17 protein-coding genes are annotated in these 21456 nt (G+C 41.2%); 10 read left to right on the forward strand and 7 right to left on the reverse strand.

Annotation, left to right across the window (positions count from 1 at the left end; genetic code table 11):
• Positions 1-42 precede the first annotated feature (42 nt).
• From AC0L6N_RS03340 to AC0L6N_RS03365, 6 genes are all read left to right on the forward strand, one after another.
• Positions 43-612: an LbetaH domain-containing protein gene (locus AC0L6N_RS03340; RefSeq protein WP_473478841.1), complete on the forward strand. Its 570-nt coding sequence runs from the start codon at positions 43-45 to the stop codon at positions 610-612.
• Positions 613-659: 47 nt separating this feature from the next.
• Entirely contained in the window at positions 660-1964 is a 1305-nt protein-coding gene (locus tag AC0L6N_RS03345; RefSeq protein ID WP_473478844.1) for a UDP-N-acetylglucosamine 1-carboxyvinyltransferase, read from the forward strand.
• A gap of 19 nt (positions 1965-1983) precedes the next feature.
• Positions 1984-2967 carry a UDP-N-acetylmuramate dehydrogenase gene (murB, locus tag AC0L6N_RS03350; RefSeq protein ID WP_473478846.1) on the forward strand — a complete coding sequence of 328 codons (984 nt, stop codon included), beginning with the start codon at positions 1984-1986 and terminating at the stop codon, positions 2965-2967.
• 91 nt (positions 2968-3058) lie between these two features.
• Entirely contained in the window at positions 3059-4357 is a 1299-nt protein-coding gene (locus AC0L6N_RS03355) for an oligosaccharide flippase family protein (protein ID WP_473478848.1), read from the forward strand.
• A gap of 58 nt (positions 4358-4415) precedes the next feature.
• Positions 4416-4880 (forward strand): serine O-acetyltransferase, encoded by a 465-nt coding sequence (locus AC0L6N_RS03360; protein WP_473478850.1) that lies wholly within the window; start codon positions 4416-4418, stop codon positions 4878-4880.
• The gene (locus AC0L6N_RS03365) at positions 4877-5818 is read left to right on the forward strand and encodes a glycosyltransferase (protein ID WP_473478852.1); all 942 of its coding nucleotides are present in this window, start codon (positions 4877-4879) and stop codon (positions 5816-5818) included. The genes AC0L6N_RS03360 and AC0L6N_RS03365 overlap by 4 nt, the downstream gene beginning before the upstream one ends.
• Here AC0L6N_RS03365 and AC0L6N_RS03370 read toward each other — a convergent pair.
• Complete coding sequence (locus tag AC0L6N_RS03370) at positions 5815-8388, reverse strand: right-handed parallel beta-helix repeat-containing protein (protein ID WP_473478854.1); 2574 nt, start codon at positions 8386-8388, stop codon at positions 5815-5817. The two genes, AC0L6N_RS03365 and AC0L6N_RS03370, sit on opposite strands and share 4 nt — an antisense overlap.
• Before the next feature lie 649 nt (positions 8389-9037).
• Between AC0L6N_RS03370 and AC0L6N_RS03375 the strand changes: the two genes are divergently transcribed.
• Positions 9038-9901 carry a glycosyltransferase family 2 protein gene (locus AC0L6N_RS03375; RefSeq protein ID WP_473478856.1) on the forward strand — a complete coding sequence of 288 codons (864 nt, stop codon included), beginning with the start codon at positions 9038-9040 and terminating at the stop codon, positions 9899-9901.
• A gap of 97 nt (positions 9902-9998) precedes the next feature.
• Positions 9999-10973 (forward strand): glycosyltransferase family protein, encoded by a 975-nt coding sequence (locus AC0L6N_RS03380; RefSeq protein WP_473478858.1) that lies wholly within the window; start codon positions 9999-10001, stop codon positions 10971-10973.
• A 39-nt stretch (positions 10974-11012) separates the two neighbouring features.
• On the opposite strand, the gene AC0L6N_RS03385 is transcribed toward AC0L6N_RS03380, so the two are convergent.
• The 4 genes from AC0L6N_RS03385 to AC0L6N_RS03400 form a co-directional block, all read right to left on the reverse strand.
• Positions 11013-12461 (reverse strand): oligosaccharide flippase family protein, encoded by a 1449-nt coding sequence (locus tag AC0L6N_RS03385; RefSeq protein WP_473478860.1) that lies wholly within the window; start codon positions 12459-12461, stop codon positions 11013-11015.
• Between the two features lie 242 nt (positions 12462-12703).
• A complete protein-coding gene (locus AC0L6N_RS03390; protein WP_473478863.1) occupies positions 12704-13285 on the reverse strand; it encodes a golvesin C-terminal-like domain-containing protein in 582 nt (193 codons plus the stop codon).
• A gap of 396 nt (positions 13286-13681) precedes the next feature.
• Positions 13682-13870 carry a hypothetical protein gene (locus tag AC0L6N_RS03395; RefSeq protein WP_473478864.1) on the reverse strand — a complete coding sequence of 63 codons (189 nt, stop codon included), beginning with the start codon at positions 13868-13870 and terminating at the stop codon, positions 13682-13684.
• A 35-nt stretch (positions 13871-13905) separates the two neighbouring features.
• Positions 13906-14127 carry a hypothetical protein gene (locus AC0L6N_RS03400; RefSeq protein WP_473478868.1) on the reverse strand — a complete coding sequence of 74 codons (222 nt, stop codon included), beginning with the start codon at positions 14125-14127 and terminating at the stop codon, positions 13906-13908.
• 223 nt (positions 14128-14350) lie between these two features.
• Here AC0L6N_RS03400 and AC0L6N_RS03405 point away from each other — a divergent pair, with 223 nt between their 5' ends.
• Complete coding sequence (locus tag AC0L6N_RS03405) at positions 14351-15265, forward strand: sulfotransferase domain-containing protein (protein WP_473478871.1); 915 nt, start codon at positions 14351-14353, stop codon at positions 15263-15265.
• A 252-nt stretch (positions 15266-15517) separates the two neighbouring features.
• Here the strand turns inward: AC0L6N_RS03405 and AC0L6N_RS03410 are convergent, their stop codons facing one another.
• Together AC0L6N_RS03410 and AC0L6N_RS03415 are read right to left on the reverse strand one after the other, a co-directional pair.
• A complete protein-coding gene (locus AC0L6N_RS03410; protein WP_473478873.1) occupies positions 15518-16099 on the reverse strand; it encodes a golvesin C-terminal-like domain-containing protein in 582 nt (193 codons plus the stop codon).
• A gap of 396 nt (positions 16100-16495) precedes the next feature.
• Positions 16496-18433, reverse strand: coding sequence for an acyltransferase family protein (locus AC0L6N_RS03415; RefSeq protein ID WP_473478876.1), 1938 nt, complete (start codon positions 18431-18433; stop codon positions 16496-16498).
• Positions 18434-19076: 643 nt separating this feature from the next.
• On the opposite strand from AC0L6N_RS03415, the gene AC0L6N_RS03420 reads away from it, so the two are divergent.
• A complete protein-coding gene (locus AC0L6N_RS03420) occupies positions 19077-21389 on the forward strand; it encodes a VanZ family protein (RefSeq protein ID WP_473478877.1) in 2313 nt (770 codons plus the stop codon).
• Positions 21390-21456 lie beyond the last annotated feature (67 nt).

Raw genomic sequence — 21456 nt, forward strand, 5'->3', positions numbered from 1 at the left:
GTACACAGCTCCAATGGTGTCGAATTTTAGGAGTTCAATGTGATGAGTAGGAAAAAAGAACGTTTTATTGAAGTAATCAAAGCTGATTTAAATTCGCGCGGGCAAAAATTAAGCCTGATGAAGTTCCTAATCGATCCAATTACGAGGTTTCATTGGTATTTGAGAGCAACTGAGTCTTTGCAATATAAGGCGTACTTGAAGCCTTTTTATTTCTTTAGCAAATATTTATTTTTGTCTTTATCACGCAAGCTAGGTTTTTCCATACCAATTAATACTTTAGGTAAAGGAGTTTATATTCCTCACTATGGTTACATTGTTGTAAACTCTCGCGCCTTTATAGGGGAAAGGTCAGTGTTGAACGTTGGAGTTTGTATCGGTCGCCACCCTGGTTCAAAAGAGTTAGTACCGATAATAGGTAAGAGCGTATTTTTAGCTCCTGGCGTCAAGATTTTCGGCAAAGTAGAAATAGGAGATGGGTGTTTATTGGGAGCTAATGCCGTAGTAACAAAAAACATTCCGGCACATAAGTTAGCGGTAGGCATTCCGGCCAAGATTATCGATGACGTTTCGGAAGAGACTTTACGCGTGTATGGGCTGTTGGAGAAACAATGAGCTTCATAAGTTTTAAGTAAATTAATAAATCAATAGGAATTTTAAATATGTCAGTTTTGGATAGTAATGTAAGCAACAAAGAAATTGAATCTGTCATTGTTACCCCAGCTCGATTGAGCGGAAAGGTTAAAGTCAGCGGAGCCAAAAACTCTGTGCTGCGCCTTATGGCTGCCACCTTGCTTAGCGACGAAACCATCTCTATTCACAATTACCCTGCAACCTTGTTAGATGCCATCGTGCACAAAGATATGTTGGAAGTGTTGGGAAAAGAGTGTGTTGTTGAAGAAGACATTTTGTTTGTTAAAGAGCCTGCTGGTATTAAAAACAAGCTAGAGTGGGACAGTCGCTCTATTCGTAATACCTTGCTCATTTTAGGCGGTCTTGTGGCTCGCACTGGCTTTGGCGCAGTACCACTACCTGGTGGATGTAGCATAGGTGGTGGTGGTGGTGATCGCGCGTATGACCTACATGTGATGTTACTGGAAAAACTCGGCGCTAGAGTCTGGGAAGAAGAAGGCTATTTATGTGCTGAGTCTAAAGGAGGTAAGCTGATAGGTGCAGATATTCATTTGCCTATACGCTCAACTGGCGCGACTGAAAATGCTATTATTGCTGGTTCGTTAGCAAATGGGGTTACACGAATATGGAACCCTCACGTACGCCCAGAGATACTCGATTTGATTGATATGATGAATTCAATGGGGGCTCAAATTACCGTATTCGGTCAAGAACACATCGAAATTGTAGGTAAAGACTCACTTCGCGGCACGTCTCATACGGTTATCCCTGATAATGTTGAAGCATTGACTTGGTTGGTCGGGTCTGCAGTAACAAATGGTGAAATCGAAATAATCGATTTCCCTTATCAACACCTTGAGATTCCGTTGATTTTTTTACGTGAGTCGGGTGCAAATTTGTATCGAAATGACAATTCATTGATTGTGCGCGGTTCAAAATGCTACCCGTTAGAAATGAGTACCGGTCCTTACCCAGGCATTAACTCAGATATGCAGCCCATATTTGCGGTCTATGCAGCTAAAGCTCTAGGCCAATCAAAGTTTGTCGATTTGCGCTTTCCGGGTCGTTATGGCTATGCAAATGAGTTAAATAAGATGGGGTTGGATTCTTCAGTGGATGAGAACTTATTGAAAATTAATGGTGGAAATCCTCTTAACGGTGCCACAGTTAAAGCCCTTGATTTACGTGCTGGTATCGCACTATCGTTAGCGGGGCTTTTTGCTGACGGCGAAACTAAAATTGAAAGCGCATGGCAAATTACCCGTGGCTATGACCGTTTTATTGAGAAAATGAATAGCCTTGGCGCTACCATTCAACCCACTTACAAAGATTAATTGAGGCGTTAATTAGGAAATGGATGCTTCATATATTTCACAGTTATTACGTGGCGTTGATTGTGATATCACTGAGAATGTTCCTCTTTGTGATATCACTCGCTGGCGCATTGGCGGTCTGGCTAAGTTAGTTATTAAGCCAAAATCGATAGTGGGCTTATCAGCTTTACTTAAAATCTTTTACGAGTATAAGATCCCTAAACTTGTGGTTGGCTCTACCAGTAACTTGCTCTTCAGTGATGAAGGGTTAGATATTCCGTTAATTCAGATGGGGGGGGCTTTGTCTAATGTAGTCATTGAGGGTACTAAAGTCGTTTGTGAAAGCGGTATTTGGGTACCTGGATTTGCCCGTTTGCTCGCTTCTTATGGGTTAAGTGGTTTAGAGCATATTTGCGGTATCCCAGGTACATTAGGGGGCTTGATTTATATGAATGGTGGCAGTCAGCGAAAGGGCATCGGAAGTAATATCGTTAGTGTGACAACTATTGATGAGCGGGGCGAACTAAACGTTTACTCGCAGAGTGAATGTGAGTTTGCTTATCGAGCGTCTGTTTTTCAGCATAAGAGCGAGACAATCGTGCGCTGTGAGTTGGCGCTGACCCCTAGAGAGCCCAAAGCCATTAAGCGCGAAGTGCTGTCTATATTGCGTTCTCGGCGTTTAAAGTTCCCAAATAAATTGCCCAACTGTGGCTCGGTATTTGTGAGCGACCCCGCCATGTATGCTGATTACGGCCCGCCTGGCAAAGTGATTGAAGATGCAGGACTAAAAGGCACTATACGGGGCAAGGCTGCCATTTCAGAGTTGCACGCCAATTTTATTGTTAATCAGGGCCATGCTTCATCAGATGATGTTTTGTATCTTATCCACCTAGCGCGAAAGAGCGTACAAATCAATACTGGATATAGCCTTAGAGCTGAAGCCATTTTTATCGATAAATGGGGCAAACAAACACCGGCGCATTCAGTTGCTGAGCGGCGATGGAATGATGAACTTAGCAAGTGAGTTATCGTTCCTAGGCGGTTGTAATGTTTCCTAATAAACACTGGCAGTATATGAAAATTAACCACATGCAACACCATGGATGTTTCGATGTATGACCAAAACTAATGAGTGGTCTTATTTAAAGAATATTATTTCGGTCTTTATGACGAAAGTGTTCGTTTTAGGCTTTGGCCTAATCAGTACCATTATTTTAGCCCGAGCATTAGGCCCTGAAGGGAGGGGACTTTTAGCGGCTATCCTTATTTACCCCACTTTACTTGTAGCCATCACCGAGGGTGGTATGCGCCAATCAGCGGTCTTCTATTTAGGACAAAAGAAGGCTAGCGATGCCCAAATTATTGGTGCTTTATTTAGCTATATACTCTTCGCTGGTGCAGTGGGGACCCTTGCCGTTTATGCATTAATGCGATGGTTCGGGCCGACTGGGTTTAGCGATTCGACCCTGATGTTGGCGGCAATAATTTTACCGTTATCTATAGCGGTTAACGCACTTAAAGGCATTTTCCTGGGTAAGGAAAAAATTAGCAAATTCAATGAAGCTACTTGGATTCAAAAATTAGTTTATTTGACAGGGATAGCTGCACTTCATTTTGCAGGGTACTTGACTGTATTTTCAGCAGTAGTTATGACTACATTTGCAGCGTTGTTTAATTTATTTCAAGCCTTATATTATCTAAAGAAAAATCAGCTTTTCAGTTTTGAATTCGATTTTAGTGTTTTTAAAAGTATGTTTAAGTTAGGTATTATCTATGCTTTAGCACTGTTTTTTATTCAAGCTAATTATAAATTGGATATACTTTTTCTAAGTTGGCTATCTACACCGAATGAGCTCGGTAACTATGCTGTAGCGGTGCAAATAGGTGAGCTTTTATGGCAATTACCAGCTGCGGTGTTGGTTGTTTTGATGTCTAAAAGTGCCAATTCTGATCCAAAAACGATTATTCAAACTGTCTGCAAAACTTCCCGTTTAACTTTACTTGTTACCACCGCCTCTGGCTTCGGCTTGCTCTTTATATCTTATTTTTTGGTAGAGCCTGTATTTGGAGAGGGCTTTTCTCTCACGTTTAATATGCTTTTGATGCTTAGCCTAGGTCTTGTGATGGCATCCGTTTTCAAATCAATAAATGCATATTATGCGGGGCAGGGTAACCCATACTTTACTATTTATCTAATGGGAGCGGTTGTTTTGATTAATGTGATCTTAAATTTCATACTTATACCTATTTATGATGGAGTTGGTGCGGCTCTTGCTTCCACGGTAAGTTACACCTTTTCTGCGATTGGGGCCGCTGTCATTTTTTCAAAACGAGAAAACGTGCCGTTTAAAGACTTGTTGATTTGTAAAACGTCTGACTTTTCTCCAATTTTAGCTCGGTTAAAGAAAAAGTAAAAAGATGCTTCGAGAGTTAAAAATTGTAGTTCAATTAAAGAGACTTTAGTGAGGGGTTATGTTCCGGTTTAGAGCGGGTGATAAGGTTTTAAAATTGCACTTACGAGCAAGTAAACTTAGTAAATATGGGCTTATTGGTAGGTTTATAGCTGACAGAATTAAGAAAAAAGTTATTTATAGTTTCGGATGCTATATATCTCCAAAGTCTAATATTGCTGATTCTGTAAGATTTCCTCACCCTACGGGTATTGTTATCGGCGAAGGCGCAGAGATAGGTCATGGCACCACCATTTATCAAAATGTCACTTTTGGCGCAGCAAGAAGAGGTGAGTCAACAGAAAACAAATATCCCCGACTTGGGGCTAATGTAACTGTTTATGCTGGGGCGGTAATCATTGGGGGAATTCATATCGGTGACAATGCAGTCATTGGTGCCAATGCCGTTGTAAATCGTGATGTTCAGCCTAACCAAACCGTTGTAGGAATTCCTGCGAAGCCAATTTTAAAAGTTGCTAAATTATGAAAACACCCCGAACACTGATCGTGTCAGTTTATTACAACCGAGCAGCTATGGTTGACGAGTCAATCCGAAGTATTACTGAACAACTATCGCAATATGATTTATTGTTACTGGTGGATGACGGTTCAAAGGATGATACCAAGTCGAAGCTAGAGGCTTATCGTAGCAATAATGTACAAGTAGTAAGTTACGAAAATTCAGGTTTCGTAAATGCGATCAGGCGCGCCATTGACAGCGTTGACTCACAATACATCGCAGTACATGGCGCTGGGGATCTATCGTTGCCAGGACGTTTCGAAAAGCAAGCTGCGGTGCTGGATGCCAATCCGGATATTGGTCTTGTAGGCACTTGGTATGAAGATTTTGATGTGGTGCGAAATTCCTCTAAAGTTGTAGGTAAAGCGTTACCGCAAGATAACGTTAAAACTATGGCTCAATATAACCCGTTTGGGCATAGTACGGTTATGTTTAGGAGAGCTGAGTACCTCAGAGCAGGTGGTTACCGTAGTCTATTCAAGTTCGCACAAGATCGTGATCTCTGGTGTAGAATGAGCCGTCATTGCAAGTTTTCAATGATCGAGTCACCTTTAGTTAGAAGGTATAAGTCTGTTGGCGGTTCAGTTTCGGCAGATTTTAAAAAGTCAATGAAGCAGCGTTACCTCTCTGATTTCTCGGTTTATATGCACGTCAATAATTTTAACGAAAATACAGATGTAAGCTTAGAAGACGCCTTGTTGTTCTATCGACCGAGTACTGAAGTAATAAGAGATTTATTTAAGCGCTCAGTAAGATCTGTTGCCGAAGAAAAGACCGATATTTTAGACTTTTATCGGCCTCATGTTTTGCAAGGGAAAGGGCTTATATTTTACCCTTACTACTTGTTGTATGATGCCCTGCCGAAGGTTACCTTTTATATTAGTAAGCTGTTAGTTCGTGTTTAAAAGGCCGACGAACCTATGGGAATTAGGCTCGTCGTGTTTGTTTCGACTGAATCGCTGGTTACTGCTACCCCTTCGTAGATTCTGATGTTTTCGAATGTTGTACTAGGCTTGATGGAGCCTTGAGTTTGATCATAATCTGATACAAATACGATTTTGGTTATCTCGCCGGTAACGTACTGTCCTACGTTTAAACGAATGGTTGCAACATCATCTATTGACTCTGCAACCAGATCATCTAACTCCCAAGACTGTGAGCCGTAAAACTTAAAGAGACGGTCATGGCTTAGTTGATTATCTGTTTCAACAGCGAGTCCTATTATCTCCCCGAGCCCGTTATGAGTTAAATCGAACTCAATGATGGTACTGTCGGTTAAGGTGTATGTATAATTCAGTGCTTTCCAAGTATTGCCAATTAGGGTTAGTCCCAGTCCATTTGGATCTATCTGAAATAGATTATCTTTATTTTGATTTGCAAACGAAGTAAGTTCTGATGCATTAAAGATAAGCGGTGTTACGGTGCCAAGTTGCTCTGAAGATGAAGCACGCTCCCGTGCTAAACGAGAAAAATTGGCCAAAATAAAGCTACTGTCAATTTCAAGCAAAGTTGGAAATGGTGATTGTATTATATCACTAACAAACGCTGGCTCGAACGAGGAAGGGTGATAGAAGTCTTTGCTCTCAATTGCTTGTATTTTAGGGGTGTCTAGGGATGTATTGTGAATAAGATTATTGACGAACTCTGACTGGGCGTATAACTCTCTATCGAATATACCATAACCAACGAGATTGTTCGTTCGTCTATTGATGATGATATTATTAACTGCATTAACCCAAAAAGTGTAGTCACCATCAACCCTTGAGGCAGAAATACCGTTTCTATCAGTGATGATAAGATTTTCAAAAACATTGGTAATACCGGATGGGCTGCTCATTAGGCCACCCATTTTTATTGCGGTCCACTCTTTGCCTCTCTCGTCCCCTAGGTCATGTATGTAATTGTGAAATACGTAACTAGGGCCAATCATGTTCGGCGCGGTACTGATACCACAGTAGCCCTGAGTCAATTCGTTATTGTAAAAGAGTACATTAGCTTGCCCACCGTCTAATTCAATTAGATCATCATTCGAATAGGCTATGTAATTATTGTATATCGCCGAGTCCCGTACAAATCCTCCTTCACGACTACGATTTCCACGACCTTCAATGACATCATTGAATCGATGTTTAGGTGTGCCGTAAAAACGGTTATTACGTACGATATACTGACCTCGGTAAGCAAGATTGTCGTGCTTACCCCATACTTGTAAAGCATTGGGACCATTTGGATGGCCATATTCCCAACTGTTGGCTTTGCCGTTAGGTGAGTGAACCTCGCAGTCTTCAATTACCACAACACCACTGCGTTCTAAATAAATACCTGAATCATAATTTATTGGGGAAGTGCTCTCAGTGCTCGAATATGCTTTACCATCTCGGATATCATCAGGCACACGACCATAATTAGAAATATCACAACCTTTTATCCACGTGTGGTGACCTTTATAACCGTGAATTCCATAACGCTCACCGCCTTTAGTCGTAACGTTCTCAAGCATCACATAATTCTGACTGCCCAAGTAAACAGCTGAAAGATCGCCGTCGTTTGCTTCAACCGTGACTCCGTCACCTACTATTTTGGCCCAGCCACTTTCGCTACCTTCAATACCTAGGGCCTCTAAATCAAGTTGCCCACCTTGATAGATATCACTGAGGTAATAGATTTTTTCTGGGTCGATAGGGGGAGATTCGGCGCGGGTGGTAAAGGTATATTCGTCTTCAGATACAACCTCATTGTTCTCGCTTAGTGATACTTTAACTGTGTACTGGGTATCGGATTCTAGATACACCATAGACCCAGATAGGGCACCTTGGATTGGCTCCCATTGCAGTGCTAACCCTTCTTGCCATTGTGCGTCATTTTGCGCTTTAAACCATATTGCCGCCGATGAATCTTCATTTTTGTTATACAAGGTTATACTGGCAGACTCTATTAAGGGGACTATTCGATAATCTAAGTCGCTTGACGATGTAGCAGGGAAAATTAGCGCTGGATCAAAACCGGCTCTCAAACTCGCAGTTGTAATAATTTCATTATCTACATCATCACGTAATGCTAATTTTTCAGCTAAACGATAACCGTCGATAGGATACAATGTCAGCGCAACGTATATGTATTCGCTTTGGTTTTCTATGTGTTTTTCAATGAAATTGATGATGCTCTGTTGAATATTTTCACTCTTGCTCATTGTAATGAGCAAGTTTGCTGCTAAAACGGGATAGGTTTTCAACGCTTTTTGCGTACTCGTTGGAAGCGTGTCATTTGTGCCTTGAGTACTAAACATCGAGATAATCTGAGTTTCTGTGGAAAGTTGCTCAGCTTTTATCTCATTAATGAGGGTAGCTGCTGGTTGTGCTATCGGTTGCGTCGGAGGGGCGTGAAAAACGGAACAGCCTGATATTCCCACTGTAAGCAAAGTTATCATTAAATAGTTAGTTAAAGAGATACTGGTGGATCCATAATGGTTATACATAACTACTCCTAAAGATTGCGTTAATCGGCAGCCTAGCTGCATTTGTAAGCTGGTTATTAACTATTACAGGATAGCGGGAGGTAAAATTATTATACTTCACATGGCAGCTTGTTCAAGGCAAAGCACTAGATTAACAGGTATGTTTATTCAACGGTTTTTAAGCTACTACATACCTTTCCATAAAGTGAGTTCGAGGGGGTACCTTAAGCAATAAGACTGAAAACGAGCACCTTACTTTATTTTACGTATTTATCATTGATTTGATACATAAAAGGACAATCGTTGAAAAGTGGTAACCATAATGTGCATTAAAATTACTTATGGGTCATTAGCTTATATTAATGGACTGAGCCTACGGAGTTATCGAGTTAATTCAAATTACATTGATGGAGGTAATAAAGCACAAATCCGTGTGGGTATTTACCTGCTACTGAATAGTCTTTAAGCTATTTTTAATGGCAACAACTATTTTTCAGTTAATATAGTCTATATACTCTTCAAGCTTACGTTAACGACATTGAGCCATCACATTTTTTACAAGTCAGTCTCTCTGATTAACAGCGTCAACGTTGTGTGAATTGTTCAATGATGAATTAGCAAATGATTAGAGCTCTATAATTACCGAACTTAAAGACATGAAATTTATGTTATGAATAGCCTCAGACCTTCCGTTGTCATAATTACTCATGAGAGGCCAGACTTTCTTCAATCGGCTTTGAAAAGTGTACTTGCTCAAACTGTTCAGCCTTTCGAAATCATTATTGTTAACGACTGTTCCGAAGCGGATTATCAGCCGGTAATGGCCGAATTTTCAGAATATGACATAGACTATATTCGTTTGAACTCCAAGAGCGGAGCAAACACGGCGCGTAATATAGGGGTTGCGAAGGCGACTGGCGATGTTGTTTGTTTTTTGGACGATGACGATGTTTGGCTAGAAAATTTTTTGGAAGTCCATGAAAGTGTTTACCGAGGTGATAGCGACGTCGAAGCTATTATTTGTGGGTATTTATTAATGGGATCAGAAAATAAAATAAACGTAAATCCTGGCAATCATGTCACAGCGCAAGAGTTGCGCTATGGTAATCGCTATTCAGGGATGAGTGGTTTTAGCGGCAAACGCTCAGTTTTACTTAAAACCCCGTTTGACCCAGAACTAAAAAATGGTCAGGACTGGGATCTATTTGTACGATTAGTTCAAGCGAATGCTCGATTTATCAACCTACCTCGAGCTTTATTTTTTTATAGGAAAGGTACTCCTGGTGGTATCACCGAGGAAGTAAAAAAAATGTGCGTATCCAGAATAGATGTAAGGTTAAGAGCGGCATATAAACACAAAAACTGGCTCGGGAAAGCGCCTTTCAATAGGCGTGTTGCGGAGCAAATATTAAGCTATTTGCCCAACAAAAGTAATAAATTTGGCTGGATACAGAAATCAATAGAATTGGCAGGAGTTAAGGCGACAATTCAAACTTTATTCAGTAAAGTTCTACATCGAGTTAAATTGGTGTAATGACATTTTCCTCTTTACTTAACGGTGGATGAACTAAAGTGAAATACAGCTGTTGTTATCCATATATTAACTCTACATAATAAAAAAGAGAAAACGCTTGTCAGTTTACTTTTATCCTTATTCTCACAATAATGATTTCATAGATATTAATCAGAAAGAAATTCAAAGTTTAGGATTTAACATTGCCTCGGTTCGCCAGCTATTTTCGTTTGGGACGTGGCGGGCTCGTAAAAATAATGCGTTGATACTCAATTGGGTTGAAGATCAAATGTACCGCAGCGGTATCTCCTTGTTTCGTGCATTAGCGCTTTTCGTCTGGTTCTTTATCATTGCTCTGTTAGGAAAAGTGATGACTAAGAACATTGTTTGGGTTCGGCACAATTATGTTCCTCACAATGCCAAGGGTAATCTTAATTTACACGCTCTGATGTGCAGAATATTGAAGCTGCTAAGCACTAAGCAAATTTGTTTAGAAACTTATTATGGTCAACAAACTATACCTCATCCGCTTTATTTAACTGACGAACAGATTCAGTTTCAACTAGCAGAGATTGAGTCCGAAGTGTGCTCCCGCCCTCGCTTCGCTTTTGTAGGCGCAATTAAATCGTATAAAGGGATCCATAAGGCGTTAGCTAGTTGGCCTAAATGTCAGCCTATGTTAATTGCTGGTGCATGTGACGATATCGCCTACGCACAAAGACTTGAAGCAATTATTGAAGATCGCGAGTTAGAGGTCGAATGCCGTTATGGCTATTTGAGTGATCATGCACTCGAAGGCATTCTAAAATCTTATGACTTTATAGTCTTAGCCCACGAAGATAACCGAATGATTTCATCTGGCACCTTTTATCATGCCATTACGTTTGGCTGTAATTTACTTTGCTTACCTTCAAAGTTTACTTTAGCTAAAGCTGCGGAACATGATTTCGTGCATGTTCTAACGCCTAGCGAGTTTACTCCGGATAATATTGAAAGATTGCCTTTAATCCCAAAAAAGCAGGTCATGCAAGAAGCTCTACTGCATTATTCTCGTGAGAAAATACGGAATGCGTGGCGTACTTTACTCTCTTGAAATAAAGGCTAGAAAGCGCCTAACCTCGGACATTTCACGTTATTTTTTCGTTCTTTTTAGAGCCTTAAGCTCTTTGAGTGATGTGTAAAAGAAGGGCCTGAATAATAGTAGCAGTACAGCTAAATAGCATACTCCCCCCAATAGCATATACAGTGCCAAGTCTAATGGCAGTAAGCCAGTCTGAATGACGTTAAACTGCAGTGAACTGTATACCACAGCAAACATAGTCAAAGCGGCTAAAGTGCTAGGGAAAACGCTTTCAAGCGATTTTTTGAAGCTGATATTCACAAATTTTTGGATAATACGATAGCGCATAGGTAAGGTGATAAAAGAGACTAACGTCACGGCGACAGCTATTGCATAAATCCCAAAGAAGGCTGCTGCTATAGCCGCTGATACGTTGCCAATTAGCGTTATAACACCTAACTGAAATGCAGCTCGTGTTCGCGCTTGAGATATCATAATTGCTGGTAGAAACCAGCCCAGAATACTAGCGATAATCACAAACGACAAAATACTGATGAGCTCTGCACTGACTAACCATTTGTCACCGAAAGTGAGTAGCACGGCTAACTCTGCAATCGCTGCGAAACCTATGATCACAGGTAAAACAATGAACGAGGATGTGCGTAACACACGGTAATAAGATTCAGCCACTTTATCATTACTGATGCGCGAGAATGACGGTACCATCATCTTATTTAGCGGGCTAATTGTAAGAGACGTCAGTGTAGTTTGGCCCCGCTGGGCGACTGATACAAACGCAAATGCGGCATTGCCTAAAACGAGAGCGACAACAAAATTCATGGTTTTCTCTGCGAAAAACCGCATTAGTGCAATCCACATAAGGGGCAGGCCAAAATGTACTAGCTCTGTAATATGCACTCTATTTATTGTCAGAGCTGGGCGAAAGTGAGTTGCTGTAATCAATAAGATACTATTTAAAGCTGATTGGAGTAATCGCCCCCATATGACGGACCAAACGCCGAAATCATTCAAAGCCAAGCTAACGGAAACAATACCACCTACGGTGACTGATGTTAGTGTAATGGCTGACAACTGTTTGTTTTTGAATTCACGTTCTAGTTTTGCAGAGTTAACCAGCGAAACACCATTAAAAACAGGCACTAGTGCTAGAAATAGTAAAACAGTGCCTGAGCCGGCTTGGTAAAAATAATTGCTAAGAGGTGCAATGACCAAAGCAATGACTGTGCCGATAAGCGTTGATATTCCAAGCAAAAACCAGAAGCAGGTTTTGGCGAACGTATCATCCCATTCGTTTTTTTGGATTAAGTTTTGGTTGATACCAAAACCTACAAAAAGATTACCGAGTTCCAAAATAAGGAAACTAAAGGCGATAAGGCCAAACTCTTCAACGCTCAGTAATCGAGCGAGCAACACGTAAACTAGCAACGATATGAGCTGATTGCCCATGTTGCTCATGGTATTCCAGAGGGTACCAATAATGGTTTTTTTGGCGTATGACATATTTTGGTCTTATTGGGAAGTGACTGAAAAAAGCTATATTTGGATTGTAACAACCTAAAAAGATATAACGTCGAGAAATTTTCGTTTTATTCGATTAAGTTCTTCAAAAATACATTAGTTTCTTTGCGCGTCAGTATACGACAGTCCCGTTGCGAACGTAAAAATCCAGCTGAATTATACATTCAACTGGATTTTAGTATTTGTTTTTGTCTGCACGCATAGATGATGCGCAAATAACAAGCTTACTTGCGGCGCAATCTGAATACGGCAGCCGCTGCACCTAGCAAAACAAGCAATGTACCAGGAGCAGGTACGTCAGTTGGTGAAGCTGGTGTTGATGCTGAAACGAAAGTGAAGCGTACCGCATCAGCAATAATGTTTTGGCCTAATGTGGAATTACTGTCGTCAATCTTCACTGAAGCACCTGTAAGATCAAAATCGTACTCACCTAGGTCATTCCAAACCGTACCATTGAGCAACTGATTGATAACCAAGCTAGCAGTGGATGAACCAGAGTCAACGGTGACAGCAGCGTTATTTGCTCTTGTTGGACCTGAGTTCCAAAGCATTTCTACTTTCCAAATACCAGCAACCCAATCGCTGCTACCTGTTGGATCCCACAAACCAAAGTCACCTGCAGAGTCGCGTGTATCGGCCATGTAGTTGGCACCAAAATAACCTGACTCATAGGTGCTGAAATTCAAGCCGCTAGAGGTAAAGCCAGCGTCTGTGTTATCAACGGTAATGACTGCTGCGTTTGCGGCCACAGAGGCAGTTAAAAGCGCACCTGCTGCCAAACGGGTAAAAATACTTCTTAAATCCATTTTTTAGTGTTCCTACTAAGTGAAAAATATGGCATATCTGAGTAACTACACTTCGTGTGAAGGAAGGTGTATGAAACTTAGACCAAAGTATAATAAAGCAAGTTTTGAGCCATTAACAATTAACCATGTAAATCATATGGTTATGTTTTTTTTGATGGTTTTATTGTTTTATGTGTAAAAAATACTGACAAGTTGATGCATATCTGTCTCTAAATTACGGCTGATTTGGGTGGTTATTTTACTCATTCGCCAAATGGCGCTCAACACAGATGATTTTTCGTGCCTAATGGTCTTGATGTTAAGTTGTAGGTTCGGGCTTAGCAATTTCTTAGGCACGTGTAGCATGATGCGCTATTACTCGCTCTGATAGATGGCGAGCGTAAGCACTCTGCTGCCTTACTCTACGGAGGTTGCTAGCGTTTCGCCACTGCCTTCAATCGCATTCAAAATTTCACCTTCAAGGTAATAACTGATGGTTTCACCTGCTGACACTGAAATGTGGTGGGCGTCTTTGTACATTATTTTGCCGTCTTTACTGCCGCCGCACTTGTCTTCTTCACAGAAGAAACTGTCTAGGGCGATCATGTTTTTACTGGGGTAAAGCATCTCTTCGAAACGTTTTAGCTTAGTAGCGTATTCACTTCTGAGGACGTATTCTTGTTCATCATTCGAGCTTTGTTACCTCTACGCTTAGTCACTATTAGGTTAATATGGTCTGAAGTATTCATTGCATGGATAATGAAGCGATTCGAAAGGTTATCTAACATGATATCAATACGGATACGCCAGAGTAGGTCCAAAGCAAAAATTGATTTCTCGGCTATTTCACTTCCTTTATACATGCACACCGTATATTGGCCTTTGAACTGTTGGTGTCAGTGCATTTAGCGTGAAAAGTGTTCTGAGCAAAGGGGTTACTAATTAAAGAGCTGGTAGCAGCTGATATGCTAGGCTCAGTGATGGGTAGCAGGCGATTATTCGAATCTCTTAACATTTTTTAAATTGCAATACAATTGGCACTGTGTGACAGTTATTTTCTAACTATCTGAATATATAGGAATTTACATGGGTAGGGTAAAACAATATCTTAGAAAAATTAAAGTTGTTACTAGTCTCTACTTTATTCGTTTATTAAGCAAAATTAAGCCTAAGCGTTTTATAACACCCTCTATTTTACTATTGTCTTACCCCAGAAGCGGCTCTTCGTGGGCGGGTGAAATACTGGCTACCTCAAAACAGTTTGCATACTTGAGAGAGCCCGTTACTCAGCCTTACTTAAAACGATTTGGTGGTGAACAAGCAGTGTTTAGAGCCGAAGATAACCACAAGGACATTAGCATTTACCAGACATTGGCTGATGACGCCTTTGGCGGTATACCAAGTGTTCACAGAGGGGTTGTGGATCACAAAAGAGATTTTCTACCTTTTTCAAATTCAACACCACAAAAATTACTGATTAAAGAGGTGAACCCTGCAGCAGCCAGTTTTTACTGTAAGCATTACAAACCTTTCCTATTAATATTGTTGCGTCACCCTGCCGCGGTGGCATTAAGTTTTCACGAAAGAGGTTGGTTAACAAGACACGCTGAGTTACTAGATGGTGAGTCTGAGCTTGATGAATGGGGGCGTTTTGGTCAGTTATATGGCACGTTCTTGGCAGAAGCTGTCGACGTGGTGAATCACTATCCAAATGCAAAGATAATTAAATATGAAGACTTAGTGGATGACCCTAAGCAGCAGTTTTCTAACATTTTTACTGATTGTGGCGTTGACGTACCAGAAGATTTTGATTCAATTATCGAGCAATACTGTTATTCCAAAGATGATTTAAGTAGTGGCTTCCAAACCGCGAGAAATTCAAAACTAACGGCTCAGAAGTGGAAAAGTAAGCTCACGCCTGAGCAATTAAACGCACTGCGGGAGGGGGTTTTAGAAACGTCGTTAACCTTTTATCGCGATCCCAGTGATTGGCTTCTATAACGCTTCTAAGGTCGAGTGGGAAAATATACGATTTGATTCATCGAACGGGCGCTACGTGGAATATCTATAAGGTGTAAGTAATAAAATTGAGGGATCTGGGTATAAGTGAAAGGGGAGTTTGCTCTTACAAATCTAAGTAATAACGATCTTTAGGCACTAAAAATAAAAACCAGCTAAATTGTTCATTTAGCTGGTTTGTATATTCTTCATTTTTTCATATGAGTACGCGCTGGGCGGCGTACTGCAATCAATTTACTTACGGCGCAATCTAAATACTGCAGCCGCAGCACCTAGTAATACTAACAATGTACCAGGAGCAGGTACGTCAGTTGGTGAAGCTGGTGTTGATGCTGAAACGAAAGTGAAGCGTACCGCATCGGCAATAATGTTTTGGCCTGATGTGGAATTGCTGTCGTCAATCTTCACTGAAGCACCTGTAAGATCAAAATCGTACTCACCTAGGTCATTCCAAACCGTACCATTGAGCAACTGATTGATAACCAAGCTAGCAGTGGATGAACCAGAGTCAACGGTTACAGCAGCATTATTTGCTCTTGTTGGACCTGAGTTCCAAAGCATTTCTACTTTCCAAATACCAGCAACCCAATCGCTGCTACCTGTTGGATCCCACAAACCAAAGTCACCTGCAGAGTCGCGTGTATCGGCCATGTAGTTGGCACCAAAATAACCTGACTCATAGGTGCTGAAATTCAAGCCGCTAGAGGTAAAGCCAGCGTCTGTGTTATCAACGGTAATGACTGCTGCATTTGCGGCCACAGAGGCAGTTAAAAACGCACCTGCTGCCAAACGGGTAAATATACTTCTTAAATCCATTTTTTAGTGTTCCTACTAAGTTAAAAATATGGCATATCTGAGTAACTACACTTCATGTGAAGGAAGGTGTATGAAACTTAGACTAAAGTATAGTAAAGCAAATTTTGAGCCATTAACAATTAACCATGTAAATCATATGGTTATGTTATTTTTGATGGTTTTAATATTTTATGTGTAAAAAATACTGACAAATTAATGCGTACCTGTCTCTAAATTACGGCTAGTTTGGGTGATTATTTTACTCATGCGGCAAATGGCGCTCAACACAGATGATTTGTCGTGCCTAACGGTCTTGATGTTAAGTTGTAGGTTCGGGCTTAGCAATTTCTGAGGCACGTGTAGCATGATGCGCTTTTACTCGCTCTGGTAGATGTCGAGCGTAAGCATTCTGCTGCCTTACTCTACGGAGGTTGCTAGCGTTTCGCCACTGCCTTCAATCGCATTCAAAATTTTACCTTCAAGGTAATAACTGATGGTTTCACCTGCTGACACTGAAATGTGGTGGGCGTCTTTGTACATTATTTTGCCGTCTTTACTGCCGCCGCACTTGTCTTCTTCACAGAAGAAACTGTCTAGGGCGATCATGTTTTTACTGGGGTAAAGCATCTCTTCGAAACGTTTTAGCTTAGTAGCGTATTCACTTCTGAGGACGTATTCTTGTTCATCATTCAAACCCAGTTGTTGCCTAAAAAACGCCCTTGGGATATTGGTTTTTTGCTTTGGAATTTGCGGTACAAAAACATATTTCAAATGATTTTGCTCAAAAAATGCGATGGTGCGTTGCAAGGCCGCGTGCATTTCTTCTAATTGCGAAGATTCTGTTTCCAGTAATTCATATTCGATGTAATTGTCCCATGCGCTCACATCCAAGATAAGATCGTATTGATTAGTTTGCTCCAATAAATAGGATTGCATGTATTGGTTGTGCAAATGGCAATCACTGCTTCCTTTGCGCTTAGTATCCACTAGGCTAGGGCAGCCTGATGTATTCATCGCATGGATAGTGAAGCGCTCAGAAAAATTGTCTAATGCTGACATCAATGCTGACGCGTGAGAATCGCCCCACAATAAAATAGAGTACTCTGCGTTGGTGCCTTCTTTTAACACGCACACCGAATATTGGCCTTTGAGCCTTTTGGTGTCGGTGCATTTATCACGAAAGGGTTCACTCACTAAAGAGTTGGTATAAGCGGATATGCTGGGCTCAGAGATCGGCAATAAACGATTATTCGATTGTAGTGAGGAGAATGAAACGCTCGCTATCAGTATTGCAGCGAATCCGCCCAAGGCAGTTTTGCTGTATGTACTTTGATAAAAAGTGGGCTGTCTCAATGGTTGTTCAATAAATCGGTAAGATAAATACGACACCACAAACGTGAGTGTGAAATAAGCCCCCATGTAGGCCGGTGATGTGTTTTCTGTCAGCCATTCAAAACATACCCATATCGGCCAGTGCCATAAATAAAGTGAGTAGGACAGCAAGCCGGTAAATACCACAGGTTTTGAGCACATCACTTTGTAAAGCAGGCCCTTAGTTCTGTGGTCAATCAGCATCAGTAAAGTGCCCATGACAGGTAACACAGCGTAAAAACTGGGAAAGGCAAGTTTGCGGTCGTATTGAATAGCGGCAATGGCGATCATAACCAGCCCTATTTCACGTAAATACTTAACTCGGTTAAAGGCGTTAGGTTTGTGGGTTAAGTGTATGGCAAACAGCGCGCCCAAGCCCATTTCGTAAAAGCGGGTAGGCAGCACATAGAAACTAACAAAGCTTAAATTATTAGGGGCGAACCAATAAGCTAAAAATAACGATACTGCGCAGGCTAATCCAACGAGGCTGAGAACAGCACTTTTCTTTAATTTAAACAGCCCTAATAACACCAGCGATAATGGGAATAAAAAATAAAACTGTTCTTCAACGCTTAAGCTCCAGGTGTGTAGCAGCGGCTGTAATTCTAAATTGGGGCTAAAGTAACTAGAGGTCTGCCAAAAATATAAGTTCGATGAAAACAGCAATGAAGCCATGGCTGACTTAGCCAAGGTTTGAAATAAATTAGGTGGATAAATAAACGCAAAAACCAGCAAGGTCACCAGCGTCATGAAAATACTGGCAGGCAGTAAGCGCCTCGCTCTTCTTTTATAGAAGTCGAAAAACGAGAAATTACCGGCCAGTATTTTGGGATAAATAATAGAGGTAATCAAAAAACCGCTGATGGCGAAGAATATATCTACGCCTATATACCCACCAGGAAACAGGTTGATTTTTGCATGAAAAAGAATAACCAGTATGACAGCAACGGCGCGCAGGCCGTCTATATCCGCTCTGTATTTCATTGGTTAAATGCCCCATAAATTGAGCATACACAACAACATGTAGGTTGGATATTTGATCGCACTCTGTGTGGTAAAGCACATTGTGCAACGAGGCAGTTTTTTGTGAGGTGAGTCATTACTATGTCCGTATAAAACACTACTGGCATCCCTGTTAGAAGATTGATCGACTACTTAATCAAGATCATTCCACTTCATGTACTGGCCATAAAATAAACTTTACAAGCGCCTGTTGCAATACACTATCAACGCTCACTCAACATTACGGTAAATAAATTGCGCGACGTAGAATGTGAAGTGCTAACGCCTAAATACAGCGTTAGCACAGGAATCGTTCTGAAAATTTTGAGTTAACAGATGCTTAGCGCCATCAGAGCGAAACTGAAACATAGACTCGTGACTCGAATTTAGTTAACGTCAAAAAAATAAATTTTATCCCGCTTATGTTGATTGCATAAGATTGGCGAAATGAAGATGCTTATCTGCATCTCATACGGACTTGTACTTCTAAGGTGAAAATGTTCTGAGTCGAGACAAAGCGTTACTGCTAAAAATAACTCTGTGTTACGGGATATTCGTTATCTTTGGTAGCTGGGTGCCATTTAATGTCAATTCGCTGTCTTTTACGGACGCAGTGCACGCGTTTATGGAATTGAAGAAACTCGATTTCAGTATTGTTAATCGCTCTGATTGGTTCACTAACTTTCTGCTGTTTATGCCTTTGTCGTACTTGCTTTTTATTCTGAGCTCACGGCAAAGTTCTGCGCCGGCGCGCACCCTTCAACTGATCTCTATCTGTATTGTATTACTCAGCCTTTCAGTTGGTATTGAGTTTGTTCAGCTGTTTTTGAACGATAGGGTTTCGTCGTTCAAAGACGTCTTCGCTCAATTCTTGGGTATGATCACCAGCTTCGTTTTATACTTATTTACCCGTGATAAATTCACTTCCATGGTGCATGAGCTCAACCGTCATGGCGGAGACAACAAATGGATCGCCTATGCCAATGGCGCATTAACCGTATTGGTTATTTACAGTGTCATGCCACTGGATTTATCCATAAGCCCTGTGGAGCTGTTCAAAAAATGGCAAGAAGGGCGCATTACATTACTTCCCTTTACCTCATTCGACTCAAGCATCAGCGAGTGGCTATTTGGTATTTTATCCGACATTTTTCTGTGGGGATTTATTACTTGGCTTTACGTGAAAAGTGGTAAGTACACGCCGATCCAGATAGTAAAAAAATGTCTCCTCTATGCCGTTGGCATTGAATTAGCACAACTATTGGTACTCAGTCGATATACTGATTCGACCGATATCGTAACAGCGTTTATTGGTATTATGCTTGCGCTTAAATTCTTCGCTAATTTAGGTGCTAGCCGCAGTAAAGACGGCGCGCCACAATCAGGTACCATTGAGGCGAACATGGGGCTCATTTCGTATACGCAAGAGCTGATTCTGTTCGCTTGGTGCATCATGTTGTTTCTTTTCGCTATCTACCCTTTTGAGTTGGTCGCAAATAAGCAAGCCGTACTTGGTAATTGGCACAATTTTTTCTCTGCGCCGTTAGAAACCTATTGGCGGGAAGGGCCTTTGCAGGCTGTTACGCAACTACTACGTAAGGTGCTGCTCGTTATACCTCTGGGCTTGTTGCTCGCGTCTATTTCAGCTAAGCACCAACTGAAAAAAGAGAACCGTATACTGTTTTGCCTATTTGCGGTGATGTTCCTGTTCGGTCTTGAGTTATTGCAAATAGTTATGGCCAATAAGGTAGCGGTTGCAACTGACGTCGTATTAAATCTATTTGGCTTGTTTTTAGGTTGGAAAGTTTTTCAGATGCATTCAGATAAACAAGGCATTGATAAACAAGACACTGATGAATACGACAGTGGTCCACACAGAACGCCGACGCTGCAACAGGGAGCAGATGGCGTTGCACTAAAAGAGGACAATCGAGGAGAAAATACTACCTCAGTGAATGCCAGTGGCAGGTTTATCAAGTTTTATCCATTGGTAGTATTTGGGCTTATCTTTTTGGGGCTCGTATTTGTACAGGGAGACTCTCGAACGCCCTACAATATAAAAGAGTTATTTGATTCTGATTGGGTTTGGCTAAGTGCGGCTATGATGTCATTTTCTTTTTTAGTGGCGTTAGGTTTGCCCGGCATCGCGCTTAATCTGGCCTTAAAGCTAGGCAAAACCTCAGCTTTGTGGTTATTTACATTGACGCTAGTGCATACCTTGCTGGTATTTAATCTCTTTTACCTAAGCTTTCCCATTGAGAGCTTGCATGACATTTTGGGGTATCCCACATGGCGAGAGCAGTCACATTATCTCGAGTTATGTTATCGCTTTCTCGGGTTTTACCTGCCTATTTCTGGCGCGTTTTTTGTGGTGTATAGCTGGTTTATTACTACTCAATCCGTGGGGTTCAAAGCCAGTCGATTCGCATTTTCGGTATTGTATGGCTGCCTAATTTTACCAGTTGCTTACTTGATAGTGGTGGTCCAAGCCGGTACAGATAATATTACTGAACTACTGCCTAACAATGGGTATTCATTTAAGCTACTTAACCTTGTGGCTTACATTATTCTGCTGGTCTGGGTTTCTGCGTGGTGGGTTAAGAATGGCACTGCCACCCGTTCCTTCAAGTTGCTCGTTTATTTCGCGCTCACCTTGGGATCTGCACCGCTAGGTTTTTACTTGCTACAGCATGGTATGCAAGATGTCATTATCAAATATGGTCGGGTATTTTCTGGTTTGCAGTTTATTCTCAGCCCATCTAGAGATAATTTATTAACCGCAGATCAAATGTTTATTAGATACACAATGTTGCATTTTGTGCTGTTGGGGATGTTCTTTATTGCGGGGTTTTCTGCTCGGGCGTTTTCTTTTAGCGCTAATGGCAATAAAAATGAGCGTCCTATTTTACATTCTCAGCGCACCGAGGCGAGCTCTTAAAAGATCCATTGTAATGTGCACTGAGAAAACCGATACACCAGTGTTTTTACTGGACGGTTATTACTGT

The organism is Paraglaciecola sp. G1-13 (assembly GCF_055809255.1).